This window comes from Chryseobacterium pennipullorum, assembly GCF_003384725.1.
Classification (GTDB): domain Bacteria; phylum Bacteroidota; class Bacteroidia; order Flavobacteriales; family Weeksellaceae; genus Chryseobacterium; species Chryseobacterium pennipullorum.
Genome location: NZ_QNVV01000003.1, coordinates 241964 through 267939, shown reverse-complemented (window position 1 = coordinate 267939; position 25976 = coordinate 241964). Strand labels below are relative to the sequence as shown.

13 protein-coding genes are annotated in these 25976 nt (G+C 38.7%); 8 read left to right on the top strand and 5 right to left on the bottom strand.

Going from position 1 to position 25976, the window contains the following annotated elements; all coding sequences use genetic code 11:
* Positions 1 to 11: 11 nt before the first annotated feature.
* The 5 genes from DRF67_RS05560 to DRF67_RS05540 all read right to left on the bottom strand — a co-directional run bounded on the left by DRF67_RS05560 (position 12) and on the right by DRF67_RS05540 (position 7834).
* Positions 12 to 884, bottom strand: coding sequence for a bestrophin family protein (locus DRF67_RS05560; protein ID WP_115927343.1), 873 nt, complete (start codon positions 882 to 884; stop codon positions 12 to 14).
* 27 nt (positions 885 to 911) lie between these two features.
* Positions 912 to 1649: a methyltransferase family protein gene (locus DRF67_RS05555; RefSeq protein WP_115927468.1), complete on the bottom strand. Its 738-nt coding sequence runs from the start codon at positions 1647 to 1649 to the stop codon at positions 912 to 914.
* Between the two features lie 46 nt (positions 1650 to 1695).
* A complete protein-coding gene (locus tag DRF67_RS05550; protein WP_115927467.1) occupies positions 1696 to 2922 on the bottom strand; it encodes an efflux RND transporter periplasmic adaptor subunit in 1227 nt (408 codons plus the stop codon).
* Positions 2923 to 3010: 88 nt separating this feature from the next.
* On the bottom strand, positions 3011 to 7375 hold the full coding sequence (locus DRF67_RS05545; protein WP_115927342.1) for a CusA/CzcA family heavy metal efflux RND transporter: 4365 nt from the start codon (positions 7373 to 7375) through the stop codon (positions 3011 to 3013).
* A 138-nt stretch (positions 7376 to 7513) separates the two neighbouring features.
* Complete coding sequence (locus tag DRF67_RS05540; protein ID WP_115927341.1) at positions 7514 to 7834, bottom strand: DUF6660 family protein; 321 nt, start codon at positions 7832 to 7834, stop codon at positions 7514 to 7516.
* A 209-nt stretch (positions 7835 to 8043) separates the two neighbouring features.
* Here DRF67_RS05540 and DRF67_RS05535 point away from each other — a divergent pair, with 209 nt between their 5' ends.
* From DRF67_RS05535 to DRF67_RS05500, 8 genes are all read left to right on the top strand, one after another.
* Positions 8044 to 8871 (top strand): cell wall anchor protein, encoded by an 828-nt coding sequence (locus DRF67_RS05535; protein ID WP_115927340.1) that lies wholly within the window; start codon positions 8044 to 8046, stop codon positions 8869 to 8871.
* Between the two features lie 6 nt (positions 8872 to 8877).
* Positions 8878 to 9366, top strand: coding sequence for a hypothetical protein (locus DRF67_RS05530; protein ID WP_115927339.1), 489 nt, complete (start codon positions 8878 to 8880; stop codon positions 9364 to 9366).
* Between the two features lie 75 nt (positions 9367 to 9441).
* On the top strand, positions 9442 to 16293 hold the full coding sequence (locus DRF67_RS05525; protein WP_123912710.1) for an RHS repeat-associated core domain-containing protein: 6852 nt from the start codon (positions 9442 to 9444) through the stop codon (positions 16291 to 16293).
* Positions 16290 to 16865, top strand: coding sequence for a hypothetical protein (locus tag DRF67_RS05520; RefSeq protein ID WP_115927337.1), 576 nt, complete (start codon positions 16290 to 16292; stop codon positions 16863 to 16865). Before DRF67_RS05525 ends, DRF67_RS05520 begins: the two co-directional genes overlap by 4 nt.
* 246 nt (positions 16866 to 17111) lie before the next feature.
* Positions 17112 to 18095 carry a cell wall anchor protein gene (locus DRF67_RS05515; protein ID WP_115927336.1) on the top strand — a complete coding sequence of 328 codons (984 nt, stop codon included), beginning with the start codon at positions 17112 to 17114 and terminating at the stop codon, positions 18093 to 18095.
* A 6-nt stretch (positions 18096 to 18101) separates the two neighbouring features.
* Positions 18102 to 18590: a hypothetical protein gene (locus DRF67_RS05510; protein ID WP_115927335.1), complete on the top strand. Its 489-nt coding sequence runs from the start codon at positions 18102 to 18104 to the stop codon at positions 18588 to 18590.
* Positions 18591 to 18664: 74 nt separating this feature from the next.
* Positions 18665 to 25528 carry an RHS repeat-associated core domain-containing protein gene (locus DRF67_RS05505; RefSeq protein WP_115927334.1) on the top strand — a complete coding sequence of 2288 codons (6864 nt, stop codon included), beginning with the start codon at positions 18665 to 18667 and terminating at the stop codon, positions 25526 to 25528.
* A 14-nt stretch (positions 25529 to 25542) separates the two neighbouring features.
* On the top strand, positions 25543 to 25896 hold the full coding sequence (locus DRF67_RS05500) for a hypothetical protein (protein ID WP_123912709.1): 354 nt from the start codon (positions 25543 to 25545) through the stop codon (positions 25894 to 25896).
* Positions 25897 to 25976: the final 80 nt, after the last annotated feature.

Sequence of the window (25976 nt, the reverse complement as noted above, 5' to 3'; positions counted from 1 at the left end):
AATGTTATTATTTACATTTCGAAGTATAAAGGATTCTCTTTCTTCAGGGGTACATTCTGCTCTCCGGTCATCTGTCTTAGATTGATTTCTATTGTTTGTGCCAGAGACGTCATCGGGGTATCAACTGGTGTATTTTCAAATGGGTCCTGCATAATTATTGAGGTTCTTTCAATTGCAATAAATAAAGTAGGAACCAAAATAGTGATGAGTACCTCAACGGTTAGCTGACGATCATCCAGTCCAAATGGAAGGATGGCAGCAAATACATAAATTAAAATATGTACCAGAATACTGTACGATCGAGGGAAAACCGTATTTTTTAACCGTTCACATTTCCCCATGCTGTCACAGAGCTTTGTAACAGAGTCGTTCATCTGCATTTGCTGAAACTCAGTCAGTAATTTTGAAGAGGCCAGTTTCTGAATCTGTTGAGAATGCTCGTCCAATAATGCATTAGGAACATTGAAGGCATGTATATTATGGGTATCCAGATATTCCTGTACGCGTTTGGAAAAAGGTAGTTTTCGTAAAGATTCTCCCAACGCATAGGTCCAGATGATCTGTCTTTCTGCAAATACTCTGGCTTCCTTTTCCGGTAAAAACTGTACTGCCAGCCGCACCAGTGTCCGCGAATCATTAACAATGGCCCCCCAGACAATTCTTGCTTCCCACCATCTTTCATACGATTGCGAGGTACGGAAAGCCAACAGTAAAGACACCGCTGTTCCTACCAGAGCAGGAATATTCAGCGGAAGGGAAATCTTCCGGAAACCCGGGAGCAAATCCAAAAGCCCGACGGATATAGCAAAAATAACGATGAAAAAAATCTGAGATTTTATTTCATTGATAAAATACCAAATAGATACTTTTTTATTTAATAGCATAATTATTCTTTTAGCGGGTTCTGGCAGTTATCTGTTATTTTCCAGGTAGGTCGTTTGCATTTTCATGATCTTAAGGACAAGATAGGTTATCATGGTAAGAACGGTTCCCACCACAAATAAATAGTTGTAATGAGAATGATCTTTAATCCATTCGCCGGTTAGATCAAACAGCATAAAAATCAGAAACATTGCAAAAAGCCCGTTTTTCTCCTTCTTTAACACCTTTTTTATACTGAAAGACAGTTCGCTCCTGGTAAACAACCCTAAGTTAGGGATAAAAACCGGTACTTTAGATGCCCAGGTTCTATATTCTTCACCAAATTTTCGTTCCAGGAACTGCTCTTCTGCGTAAATAATTCTTTCATAATAGATCCAGTAGAAAAGGATGAATGAAACAATAAACCACAGATTTTCTGTAAACATCGCAGGTCCCAGCCACATGAAGAAATTCCCCAGATATAAAGGATTTCTTACTATGCTATAAATCCCCGTAGTATTCAGGGTATCGGCTACCTGTCCTTCCGAAGTATTTCTTCCTGAAGTATTTTTGGGAGTATGTCCCACCGTATATACTCTGATCGCCAGGCCAATCGCACTGATCAACAGACAGAAAAATTCGTAATAAACAATGCAGTCTGAAGATACTTCTTTCAGATTGGTCTGGACAAAAACAATCAATCCTATAAACAGAATACCTATCGGTAAAACGCTTCTGTATTTAAACAGCCAGTTTCCCTGTTTTTCTAATTCTTCTTTTAGTGCCATTTTGTGAAATAATTTTATGTGTTTTTTATGTTGTAAGGAGATTTTACTAATCGTGTTCACCAGCATTGGTGAGCTTCGCATTCACAAAAAAGGCTCCTTTCACAACAATTTTTGCATCATCGGGAATCCGGCCTATCGGAGTAATGGCTGTATAGCCCATATCCGACGTTCCCTTTACCACTTCCACTTTTTCAAAATTTATCGTCTTAGGATGAGGTTTTCCTTTTTCCTCATGTTCTTCCTCTGCCTTTTTATCGGTCTGTACAAAAACATAATATTTGCTGTCTGCTTCTACAATGGCTTCCGTAGGAACCGCAGGCGTGGTACTTTTATCCAGACTTACAATTCCTGTAATGTTCATCCCATCAATTAATCCCGTTTTATTTCCGATCACTTCACAGTGCATTGAAATCGTTTTGCTATCGTTTTCAAACGAAGAGCCTATGCTGTAAATTCTTGCATCATATTCAGTTTCCGGATTATTGGTGAGATTGAAATGTACGACCTGTCCTACTCTCATTTTCGGAAGATCTTTTTCAAAAACCTGAAGATCCAGATGAATTGAACCATTATCGATCACCGTAGCCACCGGAGAAGAGATATCTACATAACTTCCGATCTGCGCTGTGATACCACTGATGGTTCCACTGATAGGAGCCGTAATCACTAATCCTGATCTCATATTCCCGTTGTTGACACTTCCGGGGCTTATTCCCATCATCTGAAGCTGTTTTAGAAGAGAGGCTCTTCTGGTCCTTAAGGTCTTTAGCTCAGCATCAGCACTTTGTAAGTTTTTCTTTGCACCCGCATCATTATCAAAAAGCTCTCTCTGTCTTCTGAATTCCTGCTCGGCGTAGGTAATCCTGCTGTTTGTCGTCAGGTAATCTTCCTGAAGCTGGATATACTCAGGATTCGCAATTGTAGCAATTACCTGTCCTTTCTTCACGATACTTCCTACCTGAACATTTAAGGTTTTGATAATTCCTCCATACAAAGAGGTAATGGTTGCTTTATTGCTGTTGGGAACACTTAACAGACCATTGGCTTTTATGGTAGATGTCAGCTCTTTCATTTCTACCGTCCCCACAGTAACGCCTACCGACTTCATCTGTTCCTCCGTCAGCGCGGCTATTGTTTCGGGAACTTCTTCTTTGTGCTGTTCTTTCTGTTCTGTTTTTTCCGGGGCTTTTTCGGCTGGAGTTTCTTTTTTTCCACAGCTTGTTACAAGCAGAGCAATAAGTATTAGGGGTATGATATTATATTTGAGTTTCATATGCAGATATTTATTTTTTATAAGGTCATATGCAATCGCCATCCTGGTGAGTGTTTGTTTCGTGGGAAATTTTATTAACGATTTCATATTATTTATTAATGATTGAATTAATAGTTACTACAGATTGATTGACCTGCTGTATTGCCTCCAGATATTTTAATTGGATGTTGGTGGCTGTTTGCAGGGCAAAAAGATATTCTACATAAGAAATTTCTCCCGTTTTGTACCCTAACTGGGCCGCATTTACAATCTTTTCAGCATTGGGCAGAGCCTGATTGGTGTAATAATCATACTGCTGTATATCCTGCTGATATTGGCTGAAGGCATTTTCCAATTGTGCAGCCAGCTGTTTCTCCTGCATCTTCGCATTGGTTTGGGCAACCTGCTTATCATATTCCAATGACTGGATTCTTGCTTTGGTTGCTCCAAATGTCAGTGGAATGGCTACGCCAACTGTTGCGGCACTGAAACGATTTCCTGACCCGTAATATCTCTCCTGTCCGTTTACCGTCTGAAAGCCGATCAGGGATTGGTTGGTGTAGCCTAAACTAAAGTCAGGAAGTCCCAGGGATTTTTCAACTTTCTTATTCTTCTCTGCAATTTCCATATCCTGATAAAAGGCCCGTACCGATGGATTATTGATAACAGCTGAACTATCGAGGATATTTTCCACTTTTAAAGGTTCATAATTCTGATTGAAAGGAACCTCAAAGTCTTCTGCACTATTTAAAACCGTTTTTAAGTTTTTATAGGCATTATTTAAGAACACCTCATTTTGTCTTAGAAGCAGGTCAATTTCTCCTTTCTGAGTTTCTGCTGTATTTATTTCAATTTTTTTAATATCTCCCGCTTTATATCTTATCGTTGCAATTCTGATAAAATCCTCATAGAGCTTGTCAAGACTTGTCAGCTGCGCTTTATTGTACTGGAGATATTCAATCTGATAATAGTATGTCCGAACCTGACGTATGAGTTCATTAGCCGTTACTTCCTTATCAATCTGCTTACTCTTAATATTTTCATTGATTAATTCCTTTTTCGCCTTAAAGAGTGTTGGAAAAGGAATACTCTGAGAGATTGCAAAAGACTGATCAAAATTCCGGCTGTTGTATTGTCCCAACTGCGCTTCAACGTTTAATTTGGGAAGTTCTTTGGACGTTGGCCTTAATGCTTCAGCGGATTTGATACTTAAATCTTTTGATTTTAGAACCAAGTTATTATCCACTGCTGTCTGCACAGCCTGTTCAACAGACATCTGTTTTGACTGCGCTTTAAAATTCTGACCCATCATCATAAATCCTACGACAAGCATAATGGTAAATGCCCCTGTTTTATTATTTTTTCTTTTCAAAATCTTTGTGTTAAAAATAATGTAGAGCATAGGCAGAACAAATAAGGTCAGGAATGTTGCAGACACCAGCCCGCCAATCACTACAGTGGCCAACGGTTTCTGAACTTCTGCCCCCGCTCCTGTGGAAATAGCCATCGGTAAAAATCCTAATGAGGCTACTGTTGCCGTCATCAGTACCGGTCTCAATCTGCTTTTTGTCCCTTCATAAACTCTTTTCAAAATATCTGTTTCTCCTTCTTTCTCCAGCTGATTAAAGGTTCCAATCAATACAATCCCGTTAAGAACGGCCACTCCAAACAGGGCAATAAATCCAATCCCTGCACTGATACTGAATGGCATATCTCTCAGGAGAAGTGCAAATATTCCCCCAATAGCACTCATAGGAATTGCTGTAAAAATCAATGCAGCCTGCTTGAATGAACGGAATGTGAAATACAGCAGCATAAAAATAAGGAGCAGCGAAACCGGAACCGCAATCATCAGACGCTTGCTGGCTTCCTGCAGATTTTCAAACTGTCCGCCATAGGTAAAGTAATATCCTGAAGGCAGTTTTATTTCTTTGTCAAGCTTCGCCTGAATATCTCTCACTACACTTTCCACATCGCGGCCTTTCACATTAAACCCAATGACAATTCTTCGTTTTCCCTGTTCACGGCTGATCTGTGCAGGGCCCAGTTTATAGCTCACACTGGCAACCTGCGACAATGGAATCTGCACTCCTGTAGCGGTTGTGATAATTAGATTATTGACATCTGCAATATCGGATCTATGAAGACTGTCCAGGCGTACCACCAGGTCGAAACGTCTTTCATTTTCAAAAACCTGTCCGGCCGCTTTTCCTGCAAATGCTGTACTTACGGCATTATTAACATCTTCGATATTCAATCCGTAATTAGCAATTCTTGTTCTGTCATACTGGACATTGATCTGTGGTAAACCACTCACCCTTTCTATTTGAGGAGCCGTAGCACCGTCAACACTCTGAATGGCTTTTCCTACTTTATCGGCGTACACCGCTAATGAATCCAGGTTTTCACCAAAGATTTTAACGGCAACATCCTGCCTGATCCCGGTCATCAACTCATTGAAACGCATCTGAATTGGCTGATTTTTCTCAAAGAAGACCCCCGGAATGGCTTCTAATTTTTCACTGATCTCGTCCGCCAGTTCATTGTAAGATTTTTTCGTTTTCCATTCACTTTGTGGCTTTAACACCACAATCATGTCGGTAGCCTCTGGTGGCATCGGGTCTGTAGGAACTTCAGCTGATCCTGTTTTCCCGACAACCATTTTTACTTCATCAAACTGTTTGATAATTCTTGAAGCCTGCATAGAGGTTTCTATACTCTGACTCAGTGAACTTCCCTGCGGCAAAATACAGTGAAATGCGAAGTCTCCTTCCTGTAACTGAGGAATAAATTCTCCCCCCATATTTTTAAAGATGAAGGCTGCAATTACAAATACCACAACGGTTGCTGAAACGATCATGTATTTTATTCTGATTGCTTTCTGCAGTAACGGCTGGTAGATCTTCTGCAAACGGTTCATCATTTTATCCGAAAGCGTCTCTTTATGCGATATCTTTTTAGATAAAAACAATGCGCTCATCATCGGAATATAGGTAATGGATAATATCGTAGCCCCGATAATAGCAAAACCTACTGTTTTAGCCATGGGGGTAAACATTTTCCCCTCTACCCCTGCCAACGTAAGAATAGGTACATACACAATCAGGATGATGATCTGTCCGAATATGGCACTGTTCATCATTTTAGAAGCTGCTGTTCCTACTTCCTGATCCATCTGAACCTGGGTAAGCCTGTTCGTATAATTCTTATTATGCAATACGTGCAGGGTAGCCTCTACGATAATGACGGCTCCATCTACAATAAGCCCGAAATCGATCGCTCCGAGACTCATCAGGTTGGCACTCACTCCGAAGACATTCATCATTCCCAATGCAAAGAGTAAGGAAAGCGGAATTGCTGAGGCCACAATAAGGCCGGCCCTCAGATTTCCAAGGAAAACAACAAGAACGAATATCACAATCAATGCTCCTTCCATCAGGTTTTTTTCCACCGTACTGATTGCTCTGCTTACTAAGTCTGTTCTGTCTAAAAAAGGCTCAATCACCACGTCCTCCGGAAGTGATTTCTGTATCGTGGGTATTTTCGCTTTAATATTTTCTACTACTTCATTACTGTTGGCGCCCTTAAGCATCATAACAACTCCTCCCACAGCATCTACCTTTCCGTTGTACGTCAGTGCCCCGTAACGGACAGCACTTCCCAGACGCACATCTGCCACATCTTTAACAAAGATCGGTACACTGCCCGTTTCATTTTTTACGGCTATATTTCTGATATCTTCCAGAGAACTTACCAATCCGATTCCACGGATAAAGTAAGCATTGGGCTTTTTATCAATGTACGCGCCTCCGGTATTCTGATTATTTTTTTCTAATGCTGTAAAGATATCGCTGATGCTGATAGACATCGCTTTCAGCCGATTGGGATCAATAGCTACTTCATATTGCTTTAGCTCGCCTCCAAAACTGTTGATCTCTGCAACCCCGGGAGTTCCGTTGAGCTGTCTTCTGACGATCCAGTCCTGCATGGTTCGAAGTTCTTTGGCATCATATTTTTTCTCGCTTCCTTTCTTTGGATGGAGAATATACTGATACACTTCCCCCAACCCTGTACTTACCGGAGCAAGCTCCGGAGTCCCTACTCCTTTGGGAATTTCTTCAACTGCGTTTTTTAATTGTTCACTGATAAGCTGTCTGGCAAAGTAAACGTTAACATCTTCTTTGAACACTACTGTAATTACGGAAAGTCCAAACCTTGAAATACTTCTTGTTTCCTGAATGTCCGGAACGTTCGCAATACTTTGTTCAATGGGAAAGGTAACCAATTGCTCCACTTCCTGACCTGCCAAGGTAGGACATACGGTAATAATCTGTACCTGATTATTGGTAATATCCGGTACGGCATCGATGGGCAGTCTTGTGGCACTCCAGGTTCCCCAGATGATCAGCACTAAGGTCATAAGACCAATGATCACCTTATTCTTGATACTGAATTTTATGATTTTATCTAACACGATTTATATTTAATTTTATTGAAAATAAATGCATACAGTGGAAATACTGCAGCAAAAATATCCTGAAAACCTCTGCAATGGTATTGCAAAGTTTCATACAGTAGCTGGAAAGCTTTACTTTCCAACAATCAATAAAAATTAAATTTTAGGGGGCTGCCAAATAGGATCGTATACCTGATAGGCAAAATCGTTTTTATGAAATAGGATTTTCTTTGAAAAATAAGCCTGTACCTGTTCCGGAATTTCCAGCAGAGGATCCATTTTAAATACAGAAACAGTCATCTGACAGCAGCTGCATGCACAAAGGGGTGAACAGATATCCCCTTTCTCTGTGGAATGATTTTCACCAACATTCAGCGATACTTTCTGTTCTGAATCCAGAGGATGGGACATATCTTCGCATGGCATTAATGATAACGCCATGAAATATATTGCCAATATCCATCTTAACAGGTTCATTGCTACAAAGGTAAAGTTTTTTTCTAAAATACATCAACTCATTTAACAAGCAATGCATAAGTTCCTGAAAGACTAATAGTTTCAAAAAAATATTTGACCTATCCCCTGCGATGATATTCATGACTTAAATCACAAGACACCAAAAAGTGACTTTGTTAAAAATAAGTTAAATTTGCGCCATAAAAACAAACTAATTTATACATTACTCAATGAAACGTACATTACTATTCGTTTTTACCATTGCAGCGACCAGCGCTTTCGCACAAAGCTGGAATGTTACCGGAAATGCCGGAACCAACCCTTCAACCCATTTTCTGGGTTCAACAGATGACAAGCCGATTGTCTTCAGACAAAACAACAAACAGACTTTCAAGCTTGACGGCCAGAGTATCAACATTGGAAGTGGAGCTCCGGGAACCGGAAACCTGCAGTTGGCGCTTTCGCCTTGCAACAGTTGCTATTCCCAATGGGCTAAACCCAATGATGCAGTGATGAGACTCTTAAGCGGACACAATCTGAACATCCATATGGATAACAACAATGCTATCGATCCCAATTCGGATACCAGTACGCCGAACTCGCCGGGAATTTCAAGAGTCCGTTTTTCTGATGGGGTTCATAAAAATTTATTAGTCCTTTTCAACACGGGGAAAGTAACGATGGGGACAGAAATGTATGACAATGATCCTAACTTTATTTTTTATGTGGGGAAAGGAATAAAAGCAGAACAGGTAAAAGTGGAAAGTCCTGCAGCCAACGGATGGGCGGATTATGTTTTCAAAAAGGACTATAAGCTCCGTTCTTTGGAAGAGGTAGAAAAACACATTTCAGAGAAAGGACATCTTCCTAATATTCCATCTGCACAAGAAGTGGAGAAAGAGGGAATCAATTTAGGGGAGATGGATGCAAAGCTTTTAGAGAAAATTGAAGAGCTTACCCTGTATTCTATTGAGCAGAACAAGCAGTTAAAATCTCAGTCTGAAGAGATCAAAGAACTGAAAGCACAGGTACAGCAGCTGCTTTCCACAAAAAAATAATCAGCTATGAAAAGAAAATTACTTTCCGTATTTTCTCTGCTGATCGGTTTTTTAGGTTATTCACAAACTGAAGTATACTTCAAATATGATGAAGCCGGAAACCAGCGCTACAGGGGAACCAACAACGCAGGCAAAAAAGCACCTGAAGAAATTGTAAAAAAGGAAGCTAAAGTAGAAGAAGCTGTGAAAACAGCTGCTGTTACCAAACAGGAAACAGCCATTGATGAAAAAGCCTTCTGGAAACAGATCCGCCTCTACCCTGTCCCGGTCAACGATTATCTGACTATCGACTGGACAGAAGAAGTAGACGGGCTGATCGAATCGGTTTCACTCTACCAGCACAGTACGGTTCACTGGAAATTCCAGCAACAGAATGCACCAGGATTAAACCGTCAGGTGAAAATCAACATGACCGGATATGATTGGGGAGTTTACATTCTCCGATTTACACTAAAAGACGGAAGAGTCTTTAGTAGAAACGTGACCAAAAGATAGAACAGGAAATAATTGAAAGAGTATCTCTACCTATCAATCATCATTAATCAACATTAAAAAATAATTAATACAACAATGAAATTATTTTCATCATTGATGTTATCCTTGTGTTCGGTATGGGCCTTTTCACAGACCATACTCTACCAGGCAGAATCCACCTCGCGGACAGTTCAGGATCCGCAGGCGGTAGTCATGGCCCAGGGATTTCATGCCAGATCGGATGTTTCGAGTCCGTTTTTGGCGAAAATTGGCCCTGCGACCGGAGGCAATCCAGGCGGAGGACCTGCCGACTCTGGTGCAGGAGCGAACAACCCAAGCGGCACTATTACTCCAAACTACCATAGCACCTTAGGAAATATAGAGGTCAATGCAATGGGGCAATTACAGTTCACATTGCCTATTTCAACTCCTCCCGGGGTTAAAAACGTAACTCCACAAATCAGCTTAGCCTACACCAGTGGTTCCGGAAATGGAATAGCGGGATACGGCTGGAATATTTCCGGAATCTCCTCTATTACAAGAGTTGGCAAGAACATTGAAAGAGACGGAGACAGTAAGGGCATCCAGATCGATTATAGTGATTATTATAGCTTTAATGGCCAGAAACTAATATTAAAATCGGGAGAATATGGAGGAGACGGAGCAGAGTATACTACAGAAAAGTACTCCAACATTAAAATCAAATCTGTAGGCACCTACTCTGCAACCGGACTCAATGCGGGACCTGCTCATTTTGAAGTTACCTTTGAAGATGGTTCCCAGGCCTGGTATGGTGCAAACGGTGCTGGTATCAGAGGCAAACCTACTGTGACAACCCCTTTAGAATACAATATTGTAAAATGGAAAGATGCACAGGGAAATTTAATTAGTTATAACTATATAGCTAATGGAAGCCCAGGTGGCTTCAGAACCTTAAGCCGGGTCATGAAAATTTCCTCTATCGAATGGGGAGGAAATGAAACATTGAATAAGCCTCATCTTAATTCTATTGATTTTCTTTATATTGATCGTGACGCTCAAGAACAATCCTATGTACAAGGTATAGAATTCAACCAGGATAAGATTCTTTCAGAAATTGCTGTAAGAATCAATTACAAGGCATTTAAAACGTACAAGATCACCTATAAAAAAGATGCCAACGGATCTGATTATCAATTCCTGAATACCATTACTGAGTATAATTCTAAAGATGAAGCGGCCAATCCAGTGGTTTTTGATTATGAAAAGTCAAGTCTAGGAGGATGGAAGTCGACTAACTATGACTACACTGAGGACCACAAAGTTTTAGGTGATTTTGATGGAGACGGGAAAGTTGATATGCTGAAGTATTCCAATTCAGTGAATTATTGTAAGACCTATAATACAACAGCTCCTTTAGCACCAATAGCCACCGAAAATGAAATTTCATATACAGACTATAGTGATTCAAAATGTGTAGAATGGGTAAATGAACCGGGTGGTTTTTATCTTTTTAAAAATATTTTTGATGATAATAAGCCGGAAAAAATATTGGTGGCAGCTGATATTTCTAAAGAATCCCTTGACAATGCATCTGCCATTGTAGTAAAGGATAATAATAACATAGTAAATTCAAAGCAAAGCTTAGTTATTTTCAAGAAAAATAAAATAGCTGGCAGTGAAAAAGCTGATTTAGAATTCAGGACTTATATTTTTTCTGACACCAACACTCTTGATTATCAGTTTAGCAAAACTATTCAGTATTCGCAATATGCTGTAGACAATAATACAATAGCAGAGAATCAAATAAAAGAAGTAGATCTTAACGGAGATGGGCTATCAGAATTAATTGTAACCGTAAAAGATACCAATGGCTTATATAAGTATCTACGTGTTAATTTAGATAAGGATGTTCAGAATAGTGCTTCCTTTGCTTCGTTTGAACTTCTTCCTAAAAATGCTCCTGCAATGAGCAATTATATGTCAGGTGATTTTGACGGAGACAGTAAAACAGATTTCCTGGCCTTAAACAATAATATTGCTACATTTATTAAACTTAAGGATAACGGGCAAAGCATTACAGTTATGGAGACGCCTGCTGTAAGCAACACTACGGGTGGGACAATGTCTGTTTCAGGGATCTGGGGAAGTGCCGTATTAGGGGATTACAATGGTGATGGAAAAACAGATTTTTTAATTCCCACCGCCTTCAATTCTTCGGATTGGAGAATGTACACCTCTACCGGTAAGGGTTTTGCTGAAAAATATTATAGTAATTTCTGTTATTTTCAGGAATCACAGAATGATCCGGACAACCATATTCCATGGTATTCACACAGAAGATCTTATGTAGCTCAGGATCTTAATAAAGACGGAAAATCTGATTTTATTGAGTTTTATTCTTTGGTACAGATCAGCCAGGCAGGAGGGGCTCAATCAAGATTTCTAGTCAACTTATATGAGAATAAGGGATACAAAGCAGCCTCTGCTGGCATCGAATTCCAAAAGAAGAAGCTGGTTAATTACAAAAGTATAGTTAACCAATCCAACAGACCACTTATTGAGAATTACCGAGGATATCCATATCTGTACAACACAGACAGGACATGGTACCTTCCAAGCATGGAACAGTTTACCTGGTCTAATGTGGGAGAGCATTACACTCCAATATTCGGGAACTTCAGAGTGAATATGTCTGATGAAAACATTTTGGTCTTCCAAAAAAGTAAATTGTTTAAGTTTAACTATTATGACGTAACAAAAGAGTCGAGGATCACCGCTATTACTCAAGGTGATGTAACAACAGAAGTTGAGTATAAAGAGCTAAATCCGAATGTTAACTCGAATGTCTATCAACCGGTAAAAAAAGAACAATATCCTTATCTGGAGCTCAACAAAGTTTACCAAACTTCTGCGGTATCTCAATTGAAGTCATGGGGAAGAAAGCAGGATTTCCGTTATAGAGGATTTGTTTCTCATCTACTAGGTAAGGGAGTGATAGGTTTCCGTCAGATTGCACGCTCATCATGGTATGGCGATGGTTTTGAAAACACAAAGGTTTGGTCCGGTGTTGAAATGGACCCTTTAAATGATGCAGCGATTATCAAAGAATGGACCACCAGAACCAACGATGAAAGCAAAATATTCCCTGCAGATCTTTCAGAAAACAACACCCAGTTGTTGAGTTTTAAATCTACTCTTTATCAAACAGATTACTTGTTAAACGGGCAGAAATTATCCTCTCTCAACAATGTTGATAAATCTAAAGTTGTTACTGCTGTAATTCCAACATCAACAAGAACAAAAGACTTTTTGACCAATACAGTATCAACAAGTACTATAACGTATGGACAATACTATCTGCCATCACAAAGTATTTCGAAGGTAAACGATAATTTTGCGACGACAACGTCCAACTTTGACTATATCCATAACCCTTCCGGAAGCGGCGCAGACTATTATATCGGTCGTCCACAACTAAAGACAAGTACGATACAGGCTTATGGTGACACCCAATCATCTAAAGAGGAATATGTATATGAAAACAATCTCTTAAAGACCTTAAAAAAATGGAACAGAGATAATACAGGTTATTTGCAGGAGACTTATAATTATGATGGATTTGGAAACACTATTCAGAAAACAATAACCAATAGTTCAGATTCACAAACCCAGACTAATAAAGCTCAATACGATGATACAGGAAGATTTATTCTAAAGCAGACGGATAACTTAGGATTAGAAACCAATACCACGTATGACAATGTGGGACAAGTTCTTACCCAAACAGATCCAACAGGTAATACAACGACCAATGTGTATGATGAATGGGGAAAGACTGTCAAATCCAAATCTAATCTGCATGGAACAACAACCTATGAGTATGAAACCAAGTTTCGTATTATAACACCAGGCTTCTTTAAGCGTATTGTAGGTACACAAGTGAAAAAATACTCTCCGAACGGAGATATTAGCATTGTTCATACAAACGTATTAGGGCAAAACTTTAAAACAACAACCAAATCCTTTAAGGAAGGGAAGTTTATTTCCCGAGACACCGAATATGATGTTTTAGGAAGAAAAACGGCTGAAAGTGAACCTTATTTTGAAAGTGATTCTAACCTGAGAAATTGGAATAAAATCATTTACGACGATTCTGTTTTTCCTCCAAAGGTAAAGTCAGTCTCGTTTAGTGGTGTCGAAACAATAAGTACTACTTCCGGATTAACGACAACTGTTGAAGAAACGAAAGGGAATAAAAGAATAACAACTCAAACCCTTGACGCATTAGATAATGTAGTGTCTACAACAGATAAAGGAGGAAAGATTACTTTTTCGTATAATGCGACCGGTGATCAAATCAAAGCACAGTATGCAGAAAATATTGTGACTACCAAATATGATGCGTGGGGAAGAAAAATTGAATTTAATGATCCGTCAAATGGTCTGTATAAATACGAATACGACGGTTTCGATCAAATCAAAAAAGCAATCAGCCCTAAAGGAACTAAGGAATATACATACAATAACCTTGGACAGCTTATTTCTCAGAAAGAGATTTCTACCACAGATGGTGGACAGGCTACGAATAAAATGATTTCCTTTGCATATGACAACAAAGGCAGAATTACTTCAAAATCCGGTACTTCTAAAGGAAAAGGATACAGCTCTACGGTAACGTACGACCCTCAAGGCAGGATTATTTCCACATCAGAAAACAGTAACGGTAAATATTTCATAAAAAAAGGAATCACCTATGACGACAAGGCAAGGGTAATTTCTTATGAAAAACAATTGTATTCGTCCGGAGCCCTCACCAAAGTAACTGTTGAAAATATTTACAGCAGCTGGAATGGAGACCTATATCAGGTTAAGGATAAAAATTCCGGAAAAATTCTGTGGGAACTTAAAGACACCAATGAAAGGGGGCAAATTCTTAATGCTAAATTAGGAGCTGCTGACATTACAAATTTATATGAGAATACTAGCGGATTCCTGTCAAAAACAAACCATTCTTCACAGATAAAACCAGGTATTTTACAGTTAACGTATGTTTTTGATGCTGTTAAAAATGAATTAAAAAGCAGAACAACAGGAGGTGATTTTAATATTACAGAATCCTTTGAGTATGATACTAATAACAGGCTGGTAAAATGGACTAATCCAGTAACCGGTCAGTTTGATTCCAATGTTTATGATGCCAAGGGAAGAATTCTTGAAAATAATCAGGTTGGAAAAATTAAATTTGCCAATACAGCGAAGATTTATCAGCCAACAGGAATGACTCTTAATGCTGCTGGAACACAGAATTACAACAACGATCTTATTCAAAGTATTGCCTATAATGAGAATAACGATCCTATTTTCATTGATGGTGAGAAAGGAGATGTAGCTTTCCAGTATGGATTAACAGCCATGAGACAAAAAGTCTCTTATGGAGGTAACTTTGATCCTGATCAGGACGGGAAATTTACGAGATTCTACAGTGAAGACGGAAGTTTTGAAATCACAAAAGACAATGTAACCGGTAAAGAAAAACATATCCTTTATATTGGTGGAACTCCGTATGAAAGTAATATTGTATATTTAAAAAATTATGACGAAACCAATGGTTCTTACAGATTTCTGCATAAGGATTATTTGGGCAGTATTCTTGCGATCAGTGATGAGGCAGGAAATAAAATAGAGCAAAGACATTTTGATGCATGGGGTAATTTTACCCATCTTCAAATAGGAAACGGGCCAATTCTTACCGATAAAAACAGTATTGATAATGCCTCACTATTAATAGACAGAGGATATACCGGACACGAGCATTTTGCTGAAGTAGGAATTATCCACATGAATGGAAGGTTGTATGATCCGTTACTCAGAAGATTTTTAAATGCGGATGAAAACATTCAGGAGCCATACAATACACAAAGCTATAACAAATATGGTTATGTTTTAAATAACCCATTGATGTTCAGTGATCCAAGCGGAGAAGTATTTCAATTTGCCTTTCTTGCAGCTATGGGTGCTTTCTGGGCGACGGTAATGACAGGAGCCATTATCTCCTCAGCTATTGCCACGTTCTTATATCTGGCCAAAGCATACCTGACCAGAAACTTTAGTGTAGGAGGCTTTTTTAAAGCGGTTACTATTGGATCCATTACCGGTGCCGTCTCGGCAGGCCTCGGGCAGGTATTCAGTGCAGGGTCCTTAATTGCAAGCATTGGTAACGGTGTTTTATCCGGTGCGGGAGCTTCTGCAGTACAATCGTTAGCTAGCGGAACTAATTTCCTTAAGGGAGTTACGCAAGGTGCAGTAATCGGAGGTGCAATGGGAGCTCTCAGCTGGGGTATTACCAGATTATTTGCAAAACCATCCGGTCAGTCTTTGGATGTAGAAGACCACTCGGAAGGCGTTGCTGAAAATCCGGTCAATCAAAGTTCTAGTGAAGTGAAAAAAGTTATGGTCAATGATTTTAAAGGAAAGAGCGCTGCTAACGGAAGCGTCACGGTACTGCATAAGGCAGATGATCTTCCAAATTATTTAAAAGAAAGGAAATATACATTTGATGGTAAGACATTATTCAATGAGAAAGGTAAATCTGTTCTTGGTGTGACAACTCCATTCTATAGAAATACGTATATGAGATATGTATTTGCACCTAATGCTTTTAAATCACCAGAGTTATTAACCCTTACTACCGGGCATGAGATGCTTCATGGAGCCTTATATGCAGGTAAAATTAATCCCTCTGAATTATCTCTAGAATCATGGAATCCAGCTTCCAAAACAGTGACTAGCCATCATGCCATTATTGCAGAATGGGAGAGAAGTTATATAGACTTACGGGGATGGCAGGGCTTAAATCTTCCTGTAGAACCTAGAGTCAATTTAGATATTTTAAGACAGTCGAATTATGGGTTTAATGCCCAATATACTAAAATGACGGATATACTTAAAAAATTTCTCAAAAAATGAAAATAATTAAAAAAGTAATCTTATTATCAGCAACATTACCCGTACTCGCTTGTACTGATCCTAATACTGATAAAATAGAATTATCCTATTCGTTTGAAAAGAAAGAAAAGAAAATCAATTTGGTATTGTTTAACAACACCAATGAAGATTTTATAGTCATTATATCTAAAACATTTAACTTCGACAGCAAGCATTCGGGAAGTGAAAAATTAGAAGAATATACATCTCTGAATGCCGATCTTTCAAATCCGGAAAATACAGTCTTTTCTAAACAAATTGATTCAATTAATTTATCTTTGAATCCAAGTGCCTCACCAGAGGATATGAAAGCGTCTTTTCCTACCGCTGTATTGGTAAAGAAAAAAGAGAAAAAGCAGTTGGAATATAAATTCAATAATAACTTCACTGTCAACAGGGAATACAAGACTTCTTTTGGTAAAATGAGAGACATCTTAAACATTCCTTATAATTTAGAAATGTTAAAAAAAATGCTTGAATGCCGGCAAGATGATCAGTATAAAATCTATCTGGATGATTTTGCAATCAAAGACAGCATAAAAGTTAAATTTTAACGGTTAGATCACATAACCTAAACACTGCTTCAATATTGGAGCAGTGTTTTTATTTATAACCCAGTCAAAGTACAGGATCAAAAAGTAATTACAGGAAGTTAGCATAGTTATCAATCTGTTGATATCAGATATTTTTCTTTCCCATGAAGAAATAAATTCATGACTTAAATCACAAGACACCAAAAAGTGACTTAGTTAAAAATAAGTTAAATTTGCGCCATAAAACAAAAACTAATTTTTATACAGATGAAACGTACTTTACTGATTGCCGTACTGGCAGTCTCAGGTTTTATGCGCGCGCAAAATGCTGCAGGATTAACCGTTCAGGATACCCGAAGTATTAATGACCTACCAGCTGCCTACAATCATGTAGTTAAAGCAGAATTTAAACTCAGAGATGTTGTAGGGGTTCCGGGAAAAGGAAATTACTCAGGAATGTTAACCATTGCCCCTTGGTTCGATAATTCAGGGAATAAGCGCCATCAGCTTAATTTTAACGACGGAGGTATTTTCTATAGAAATGGTCTGTCAAGTGATTCTCAGTGGGGAACGTGGAGCAGCCTTCTTACTCAGTCCAGTGACGGAAGAGTGAAAATTGGACTGAATGATCCTGATACAGCTTCACCTGCATCATTAAGAGTGTATAGTAATGAAAATACTCTTTTTGAAATTGCAAATTCAGTAGGGAGGTTTCAGATTGCTAAAGTGAGCTGTAACGGATGCTATGGAGGCACAATAGGAGACACTGTTTTAAGGAATCTGGGAAATTCTCACAACATTATTATAGCACAGCCAAATGATAATAATGATGGGGGTTCATTTATTGGAATTCAGGATGCTACCCGGGGGATTTGGATTAAATTTCTGAATAACGGAATTGCCAAATTTGATGGCAAAATCCATGCTAAAGAAATTGAGGTAAAAGCTGATGTATGGGCTGATTATGTTTTTAAGAAGGATTACCAATTGAAATCTTTAGATGAGGTAGAAAAGCATATTGCGGAAAAAGGACACTTACCTAACATCCCATCTGCTGAGGAAGTATTAAAAAATGGAATTAATGTCGCTGAAATGAATGCCAGACTTCTAGAGAAAATAGAAGAACTGACACTTTATTCAATCCAGCAAAATAAACAACTTCAGGAAGAAAACAAGGTTCTTAAGTCTCAATCAGAAAAGATTGAACAACTGGAACAACAAATTAAAAAGCTTTTATCCTCTCAAAAATAAATACAGATGAAAAGAAAACTACTTTCCGTATTTTCTCTGCTGATCGGGTTTTTAGGTTATTCACAAACTGAAGTATATTTCAAATATGATGAAGCCGGAAACCAGCGCTACAGAGGAACCAACAACGCAGGCAAAAAAGCACCTGAAGAAATTGTAAAAAAAGAAGCTAAAGCAGAAGAAACTGTGAAAACAGCTGCTGTTACCAAACAGGAAACAGCCATTGATGAAAAAGCCTTCTGGAAACAGATCCGCCTCTACCCTGTCCCGGTCAACGATTATCTGACTATCGACTGGACAGAAGAAGTAGACGGGCTGATCGAATCGGTTTCGCTCTACCAGCACAGTACGGTTCACTGGAAATTCCAGCAACAGAATGCACCAGGGTTAAACCGTCAGGTGAAAATAAACATGACCGGATATGACTGGGGTGTTTACATTCTTCGATTTACGCTAAAAGACGGAAGAGTCTTCAGCAGAAACGTGACCAAAAGATAGAACAGGAAATAATTGAAAGATTTCTCTACCTATCAATCATCATTAATCAACATTAAAAAATAATTAATACAACAATGAAATTATCTTCATCATTGATGTTATCCTTGTGTTCGGTATGGGCCTTTTCACAGACCATACTCTACCAGGCAGAATCCACCTCGCGGACAGTTCAGGATCCGCAGGCGGTCGTCATGGCCCAGGGATTTTATGCTACATCAGATACTTCCAGTCCGTTTTTGGCGAAAATTGGTCCGGGTACCGAAAATCCGGGAGGAGGACCAACAAGTTCTAATGCGGGAGCAAATAATCCTAGTGGAACTACTGCACCGACGGGTAAAAGTTTTCATGATACCAAAGGAAATATAGAAGTTACAGGATCCGGACAGCTACAATTCACTTTACCTATTGCCTTACCACCCGGAGTAAAAAATGTAGCACCCCAGGCAAACCTTGTATACACCAGCGGGACCGGAAATGGTATCGCAGGATATAGCTGGAATCTATCGGGAATTACTTCTATTTCACGAATTGGTAAAACCATCGAAACACATGGCGAGATTAAGCCTGTGCAAATAGATTATTCTGACTCCTATAGTTTTAACGGGCAAAGATTAATCTTGAAATCCGGTGAATACGGAAAAGATGGAGCAGAATATGTGACAGAAAAATACTCCAATATCAAAATCAAATCTATAGGTACTTACCCTATCAATGGGCAAGATGTAGGACCTGCTCATTTTGAAGTTACCTTTGAAGACGGATCACAAGCCTGGTATGGAGTATACGGCGCGGGTATCAGAGGTAAACCTACCGTAACCACGCCTTTAGAATACAATATTGTGAAGTGGAAGGATGCTCAGGGAAATTACATTTCCTATAACTATACATCCGAATCGGATGGTGGTGGCTTCAGAAGTTTAAACCGTGTCATGAAAATATCCACCATCGCATGGGGAGGAAATGAAACATTGAATAAACCTCATTTCAATTTTATTGACTTCATTTATCTTGACAGGGATTTAAAGGAACAGGCTTTCGTACAGGGCTGGGAACATACACAAAGTAAGATTTTGTCTGAAATTATAGTGACTTCCCATTTAAAGCCTTTCAAAACATACCGTATTAATTATAAGAAGGACAATAACGGAACAAACTATCAGTTTCTAAGCAACATCACTGAATATAATTCTGCTGGGGCAGCAGCTAATCCTGTCAGTTTTGAATACGAAAACTCGGTACGAGGGACAGACTGGATACAATCATCAAGTCACTCTCTGGAATCAGGATTATTAGGTGATTTTGATGGCGATGGGAAAATAGATGCCTTAGAATACAAGGATCAGCCTTTCAGGGTTTGCGAAAGTGTTGGTGGTACTGGCTTCAACCCGGTATGTGTGAACCCTACCAATAAACCGGCTGGATTTTATTTGGCTAAGAAAGCTTTGGATCGACCGCAAGGACAGGGGGAAATTACTTTTGTAGGATCATTGGATATTACAAAAGAGGAGTTTAAAAAAGCACTTCCTATTTCTTTTAAGAACCCGGCGGGTATTATGGAGAACCAGCAGGGATTTGCTTTTTATAAGGTAGCCAATGATACCAAAGATATTCAGCTTTTCGTATATTCTATCAACCAGGCTAATCAGCTGGAACATCAATACACCAAGATTCTTCCCAAGTCTGTGTATGATCTTACGACTCCTCCAATAGATCCTATGCAAGGGGGTAGCAGTTTCAAAACGACTCCATTGAAGCTTATGGAATTAGATCTTGACGGAGATGGAATTTCGGAAATAATAATGGGTTTCAATGACGCTGTACATACTAAAGTTCCAAGACCTGTGGATCCGCATGCTCCGATAAGCATTCCTGAATTTGACGAAACTTTCCAGGACAGAAAAAGATACGTTGTCATTAATATCGATAATGCAGCAACCACATCACAGTCTTTCTCTCAAATGTCTTTTTATCCGTATGATACCGATATATTGGAAACATACAAAATAGGAGACTTTGACGGCGATGGAAAAACGGATTTCTTAAGATTTGATAGTGGAAACCGTCCATTTATTGTTCAGTTTCAGAAAGGATCCAATAATCTTTATTCAGTGATAGAACGTGGATTCTATTTAAATGATGAAAGAATAAAAGGGGTAAACCAAAGAGCGGTTATAGGTGATTTTAACGGAGATGGAAAAAGTGATTTATTAGTTCCTGCATCGGATACGACGACAGACTGGTATTTATATCAATCAACAGGAAAATCGTTTTCAGAGGAATTTAAATCAAACTTTGCTTTATTCAGAAAAAATGCTCTTGTCAATACCAATAACGATGGTACGGCAACGGTGGAAAGAACCAGTCACCAGGCGTATGATCTGGACAGGGATGGAAAAAGTGATTTTGTTACGTTCAATTACCGCAAAGAAAGAGTGAAACTTGGCGGTTCTCAGACTATTTTTAATATCTATTATCATAATACTGTCGATATCAAAATTTCAGGTGGCGAGAAGAAATTCAATAATGACATCCGATATGCATTCAGTGAAGGTCCTTTAGGAGATAGTAGTGGGTTTAGAGATAATCCGCATACCTACCTTAATGAAAGAACAAAGTACGATATGCAGGAGCTTTTAGGTAACTTTAGGATCAATCAGTCTATCCATCAGATCATTCTTGTTAGCCCGAGCCCGATCAGAGGAGTATCAGGAGACAGGGTAAAGAGGATTGATTTTTATGATGTGTCTAAAGAAGCTCGTATCAATTCAATCACTCAGGGTGGAGTAAAAACAGACATCAGCTACAAAGAGCTTGATCCTATTGTTTCTCCAAACTTCTACCAAGCTGTAAAAAAGGAAAAATACCCTTATATGGAGCTTGCAAGTGCCCAGCAGTCATATGCTGTATCACAAATCCAGCAAACAGGCAAAAAGCAGGATTTCCGTTATAGAGGACTATTAGCGCACCTTCAAGGCCGTGGAATGGTAGGATTCCGCCAAACAGCCCGTTCTTCATGGTATGCAGATGGATTAGAAAACACAAAAGTGTGGAATGGTATAGAAATAGACCCGTTGAAGGAAAGCCTGCCAGTTAAAGAATGGTCTATCCGGACAACAGACGAGACTAAAATTTTCCCGACTGATATATCTGAAAACAACAGCCAACTATTATCTTTTAAATCCACTATTTATCAAATCGATAAATTGGTGAACGGCCAGATTACAGCTTCAATCTCTGATGCTGATAAATCCAAGGCAGTAACAGCGATTCTCCCACAAAAGATTAAAACGAAAGACTTTTTAACCAATAAGATTACAGAGAATACTGTTACCTATGGAAATTATTATCTTCCATCGCAAAACATTTCCAGTATCAATAATGGTTATGCTGTTACCACTTCAACATTTACCTATATCCACAACCCGTCCGGGACAGGATCTGAATATTATATCGGCCGTCCTCAAGAAAAATCAGAGGTAAAACAAGCATATAATGATACCCAATCTACAAAACAGGAATTCACATATGACAATAACCTTATAAAAAAAATAAAAACCTGGAACAGAAACAATACAGGTTGGTTATTGGAAGATTTTAATTATGACGGTTTTGGAAATATTACTTCAAAAACAACAAGCAACAGCATAGATTCACAAACGCAGGTTGTTGCTACGCAGTATGATGATAAAGGAAAGTATGTCATTAAAAAGACAGACAACCTCGGGTTGGTTACCAGCATTATTTATAATGACTTGGGACAGATTACCAAGCAGACGGATTATCTGGGAAATACCTTAGATAATGAGTATGATGGTTGGGGAAAACTGATGAAGTCAAAAACCAATTTGGGAGGTACTACAACCTATGAATATGTAAGAGATGACCAATTTAACTCTACCGTAGTTCAGTATGAACCTCAAGGAAATATTTCAAAAAAATATACCAATAAGCTGGGGCAAGACTATAAAACATCTGCCAAAGCCTTTGAACAAGGAAAGTTTATTTCCAAAGACACTCAATACGATGTTTTAGGAAGAAAGACCAGTGAAAGCGAGCCATATTTCGAAGGAGGGAATCCATGGCAATGGAATACGATAGCGTATAATGATTCAGTCTTCCCACCTAAAATGACCATTACAGCATTTACAGGAAAACAAATTGAAACTTCCGTTTCCGGAAACACAGTTACGGAGAAAGAAATGAATGGTTATGGAAGAACAACTTCCAAAACGACTGATGTACTGGAAAATGTGGTAACGAGCTCTGATAAAGGGGGAACTATTACTTTTTCTTACAATGCTTCAGGAGAACAAACCAAGGCTCAGTATGCCGAAAACATTGTAACAACCAAGTATGATCCATGGGGACGAAAATCAGAATTCAATGACCCGTCTAATGGAACGTACAAATATGAATACAATGGATTTGGACAGCCTAAAAAAATTATCAGTCCAAAAGGAACAAAAGAATATACATATAATACCCTGGGCCAGCTTATCTCTCAAAAGGAAACTTCCACTTCAGATGGCGGGCAAGCTACCAATAAGATCTTCAAATTTATCTACGATGACAAAGGAAGACTGATCTCAAAATCAGGGACATCTAACGGAAAAGCCTACAGCTCTAATACAGTTTACGATCCCCAAGGAAGAACTCTATCGTCATCTGAAAGCAGCAATGACAAGTATTTTATACAAAAAGGAATTACGTATGATGATAGAGCAAGGGTTATCTCTTATGAAAGGCAACTATTCTCTACAGGAGTACTGACTAAAGTACAGATCGAAAATGTATACAATGCGTGGAACGGAGTTTTGTATCAGGTTAAGGATAAAAACTCAGGAAAAATCCTTTGGGAACTTAAAAATGTAAGTGATAAAGGGAAAATTCTTAAAGCTAAGTTGGGAGCTGCTGAAATTAACCAAACCTATGAGCCTGACGGAACTCTTAGTCAAGTAAATCACGGTTCAGCAAATAAGCCACATATCTTACGACTTTCATACAATTTTAATGCAATCAAAAATGAATTGGAAACCCGAACTACAGAAGGAGATTTCTCTATTTCGGAATCGTTTGATTATGACAATAACAACAGGCTAATCAACTGGACAAATCCAGCTACAGGTGTTAAGGTACAGAATGCAATCCGAAATGTTTATGATAACAAAGGACGAATTCTGGAGAATGACCAGGTAGGCACCATTAAGTTTGACAATTCCTCCAAGGTTTATCAGCCGACGGGAATGACTTTAAATGCTGCGGGAACTCAAAATTACAACAATGACTTAATTCAGAATGTTGTCTATAATGAAAATAATGATCCTGTATTTATCGATGGAATAAAAGGTGATGTTGCCTTCCAATACGGCCTTACCAACATGAGACAGCGGGTTACCTATGGAGGAAACTTTAGCGCTGACGGAGAGGGTAAATTTACTAAATTCTATAGTGAAGACGGGAGTTTCGAGGTAGTAAAAGATAACACTACAGGTAAAGAAAAACATATTATTTACATTGGTGGATCACCTTACGAAAGCAATATTATTTTTGTCAAGAATTATACTGAAGCTTCCGGTTCTTATAAATTCCTACATAAAGATTACTTGGGAAGTATTCTGGCGATCAGTGATGAGGCTGGAAACAAACTGGAACAAAGACACTTTGATGCATGGGGTAACTTGACCCATCTTCAGATAGGTAATGCAGCAATTATTACCGATGTGAATAAAATCCAGGAAACAGTAAACAATGGAGGAATATTGCTGGAAAGGGGCTACACTTCCCACGAGCATTTTATGGAAATAGGAATCATCCATATGAATGGAAGATTATACGATCCGCTATTGAGAAGATTCTTAAATGCAGATGAACATATCCAGGAGACTTATAATACACAGAACTACAACAAATATGGGTATGTCCTGAACAATCCTTTGATGTATAATGACCCAAGCGGCGAAGTATTCTTCTTAGTTCCGGTTCTTATCAAAATTGCAATAGGAGCTATTTATGGGGCTATAATAGGAGCGGGTGTCGGTATTTTAACGTACACCATCAAAGGTTTAATTACCAAAGACTGGAGTGGTTTTGGTAAAGCAGTATTAGGAGGAGCGGTTGCTGGCGCTATATCCGGTGGGTTAAATGGGTTGGGCTCTGCCCTATTTACGACCAGCAGCACCATTCTTAATAGTGGAACCTGGGAACTTCTTTCTAATATTACGACCCAATTTATGCTGGATGGAAAAATTGACGCAGTAACAATTACCTCATCGATGATTGGATCATTTGTAGGAAACAAACTACCAGGCTGGAAAACGCTAGGCGGAAAAGGAGTTTGGGGATGGACCAAAAATGCAGTAGCAGAAGTACTTTACAATTCTACAAAATATGGAATTACTGGTGCAATTTCTGGTGGATTCTCGGCAATGTTCAGAGGGACCAATGTATGGCAGGGAATTAAAAACGGTTTTGAAAACGGAGCTTACAACGGAGCAGGACAAGGTCTTTTTATTGTTGCTGCATTTGGACCAACATTCCAGCCTGATGAAGATGATTTGCATTTCGTAAAGAAAATATCCAAAGAAAGAAATGTGTCTTATGACCATGTAAAATGGAGAAAAGGAGGAATTTATCAGGTAATACAGCCTTTATGGAGCAGTGGATATAAAAGAGAAGTTACCTGGGGAAATAATGTTGCTACATTTGGCAGCACAGACCCAAGTACTTTTGGACATGAATTCGGACACATCATCCAGGTTAATAACCAGGGATGGAGCAATATGCAGGCTAGTGGTATCTGGGAACAGCTTTTCATCAAAGGAAACGCGTACCTCATACCGGGAACCAATGAATTCGGAGCAGAAATAATGCTTCAGAATACCGGTGGCAGAACAATCAAAAATCCTATATTTTCTGAACATCTCTATTATGGAGATTAAATCAAAAAGGTGATATGAAAGATTACAAATTATTTACAGTCTTTATTTTTGTATGTATACTTTACTCCTGTTCAACAAAGATGAATTATTTTGAAGTTGTTAACGGCAATAAAGACAATATTAATTTAAGCGTAATCTCTTCTTTAAAATATAAGGAGTTTATACTAAGCGGACTGGATGACAATCAAGGAGAAACTTATATAATTCTAAGAAAAGAAGAAATTCACCCAATGATATATGATGAGAATAGAAAGTCTTTTATCTTTGGACTGGATGTTAGCGATTACAATTTCTATAAAAATATAGTACGTGATCCGATACTCATCAAGCAAGGAAATAAAGACATACAATTTAAGTTCATACAATAGAAAAACAGCCCGTCATCAGACGGGCTGTTTTATGACATACTATCCAGATTAAAGACTGCTTCTAACTGAAGCAGTCTTTT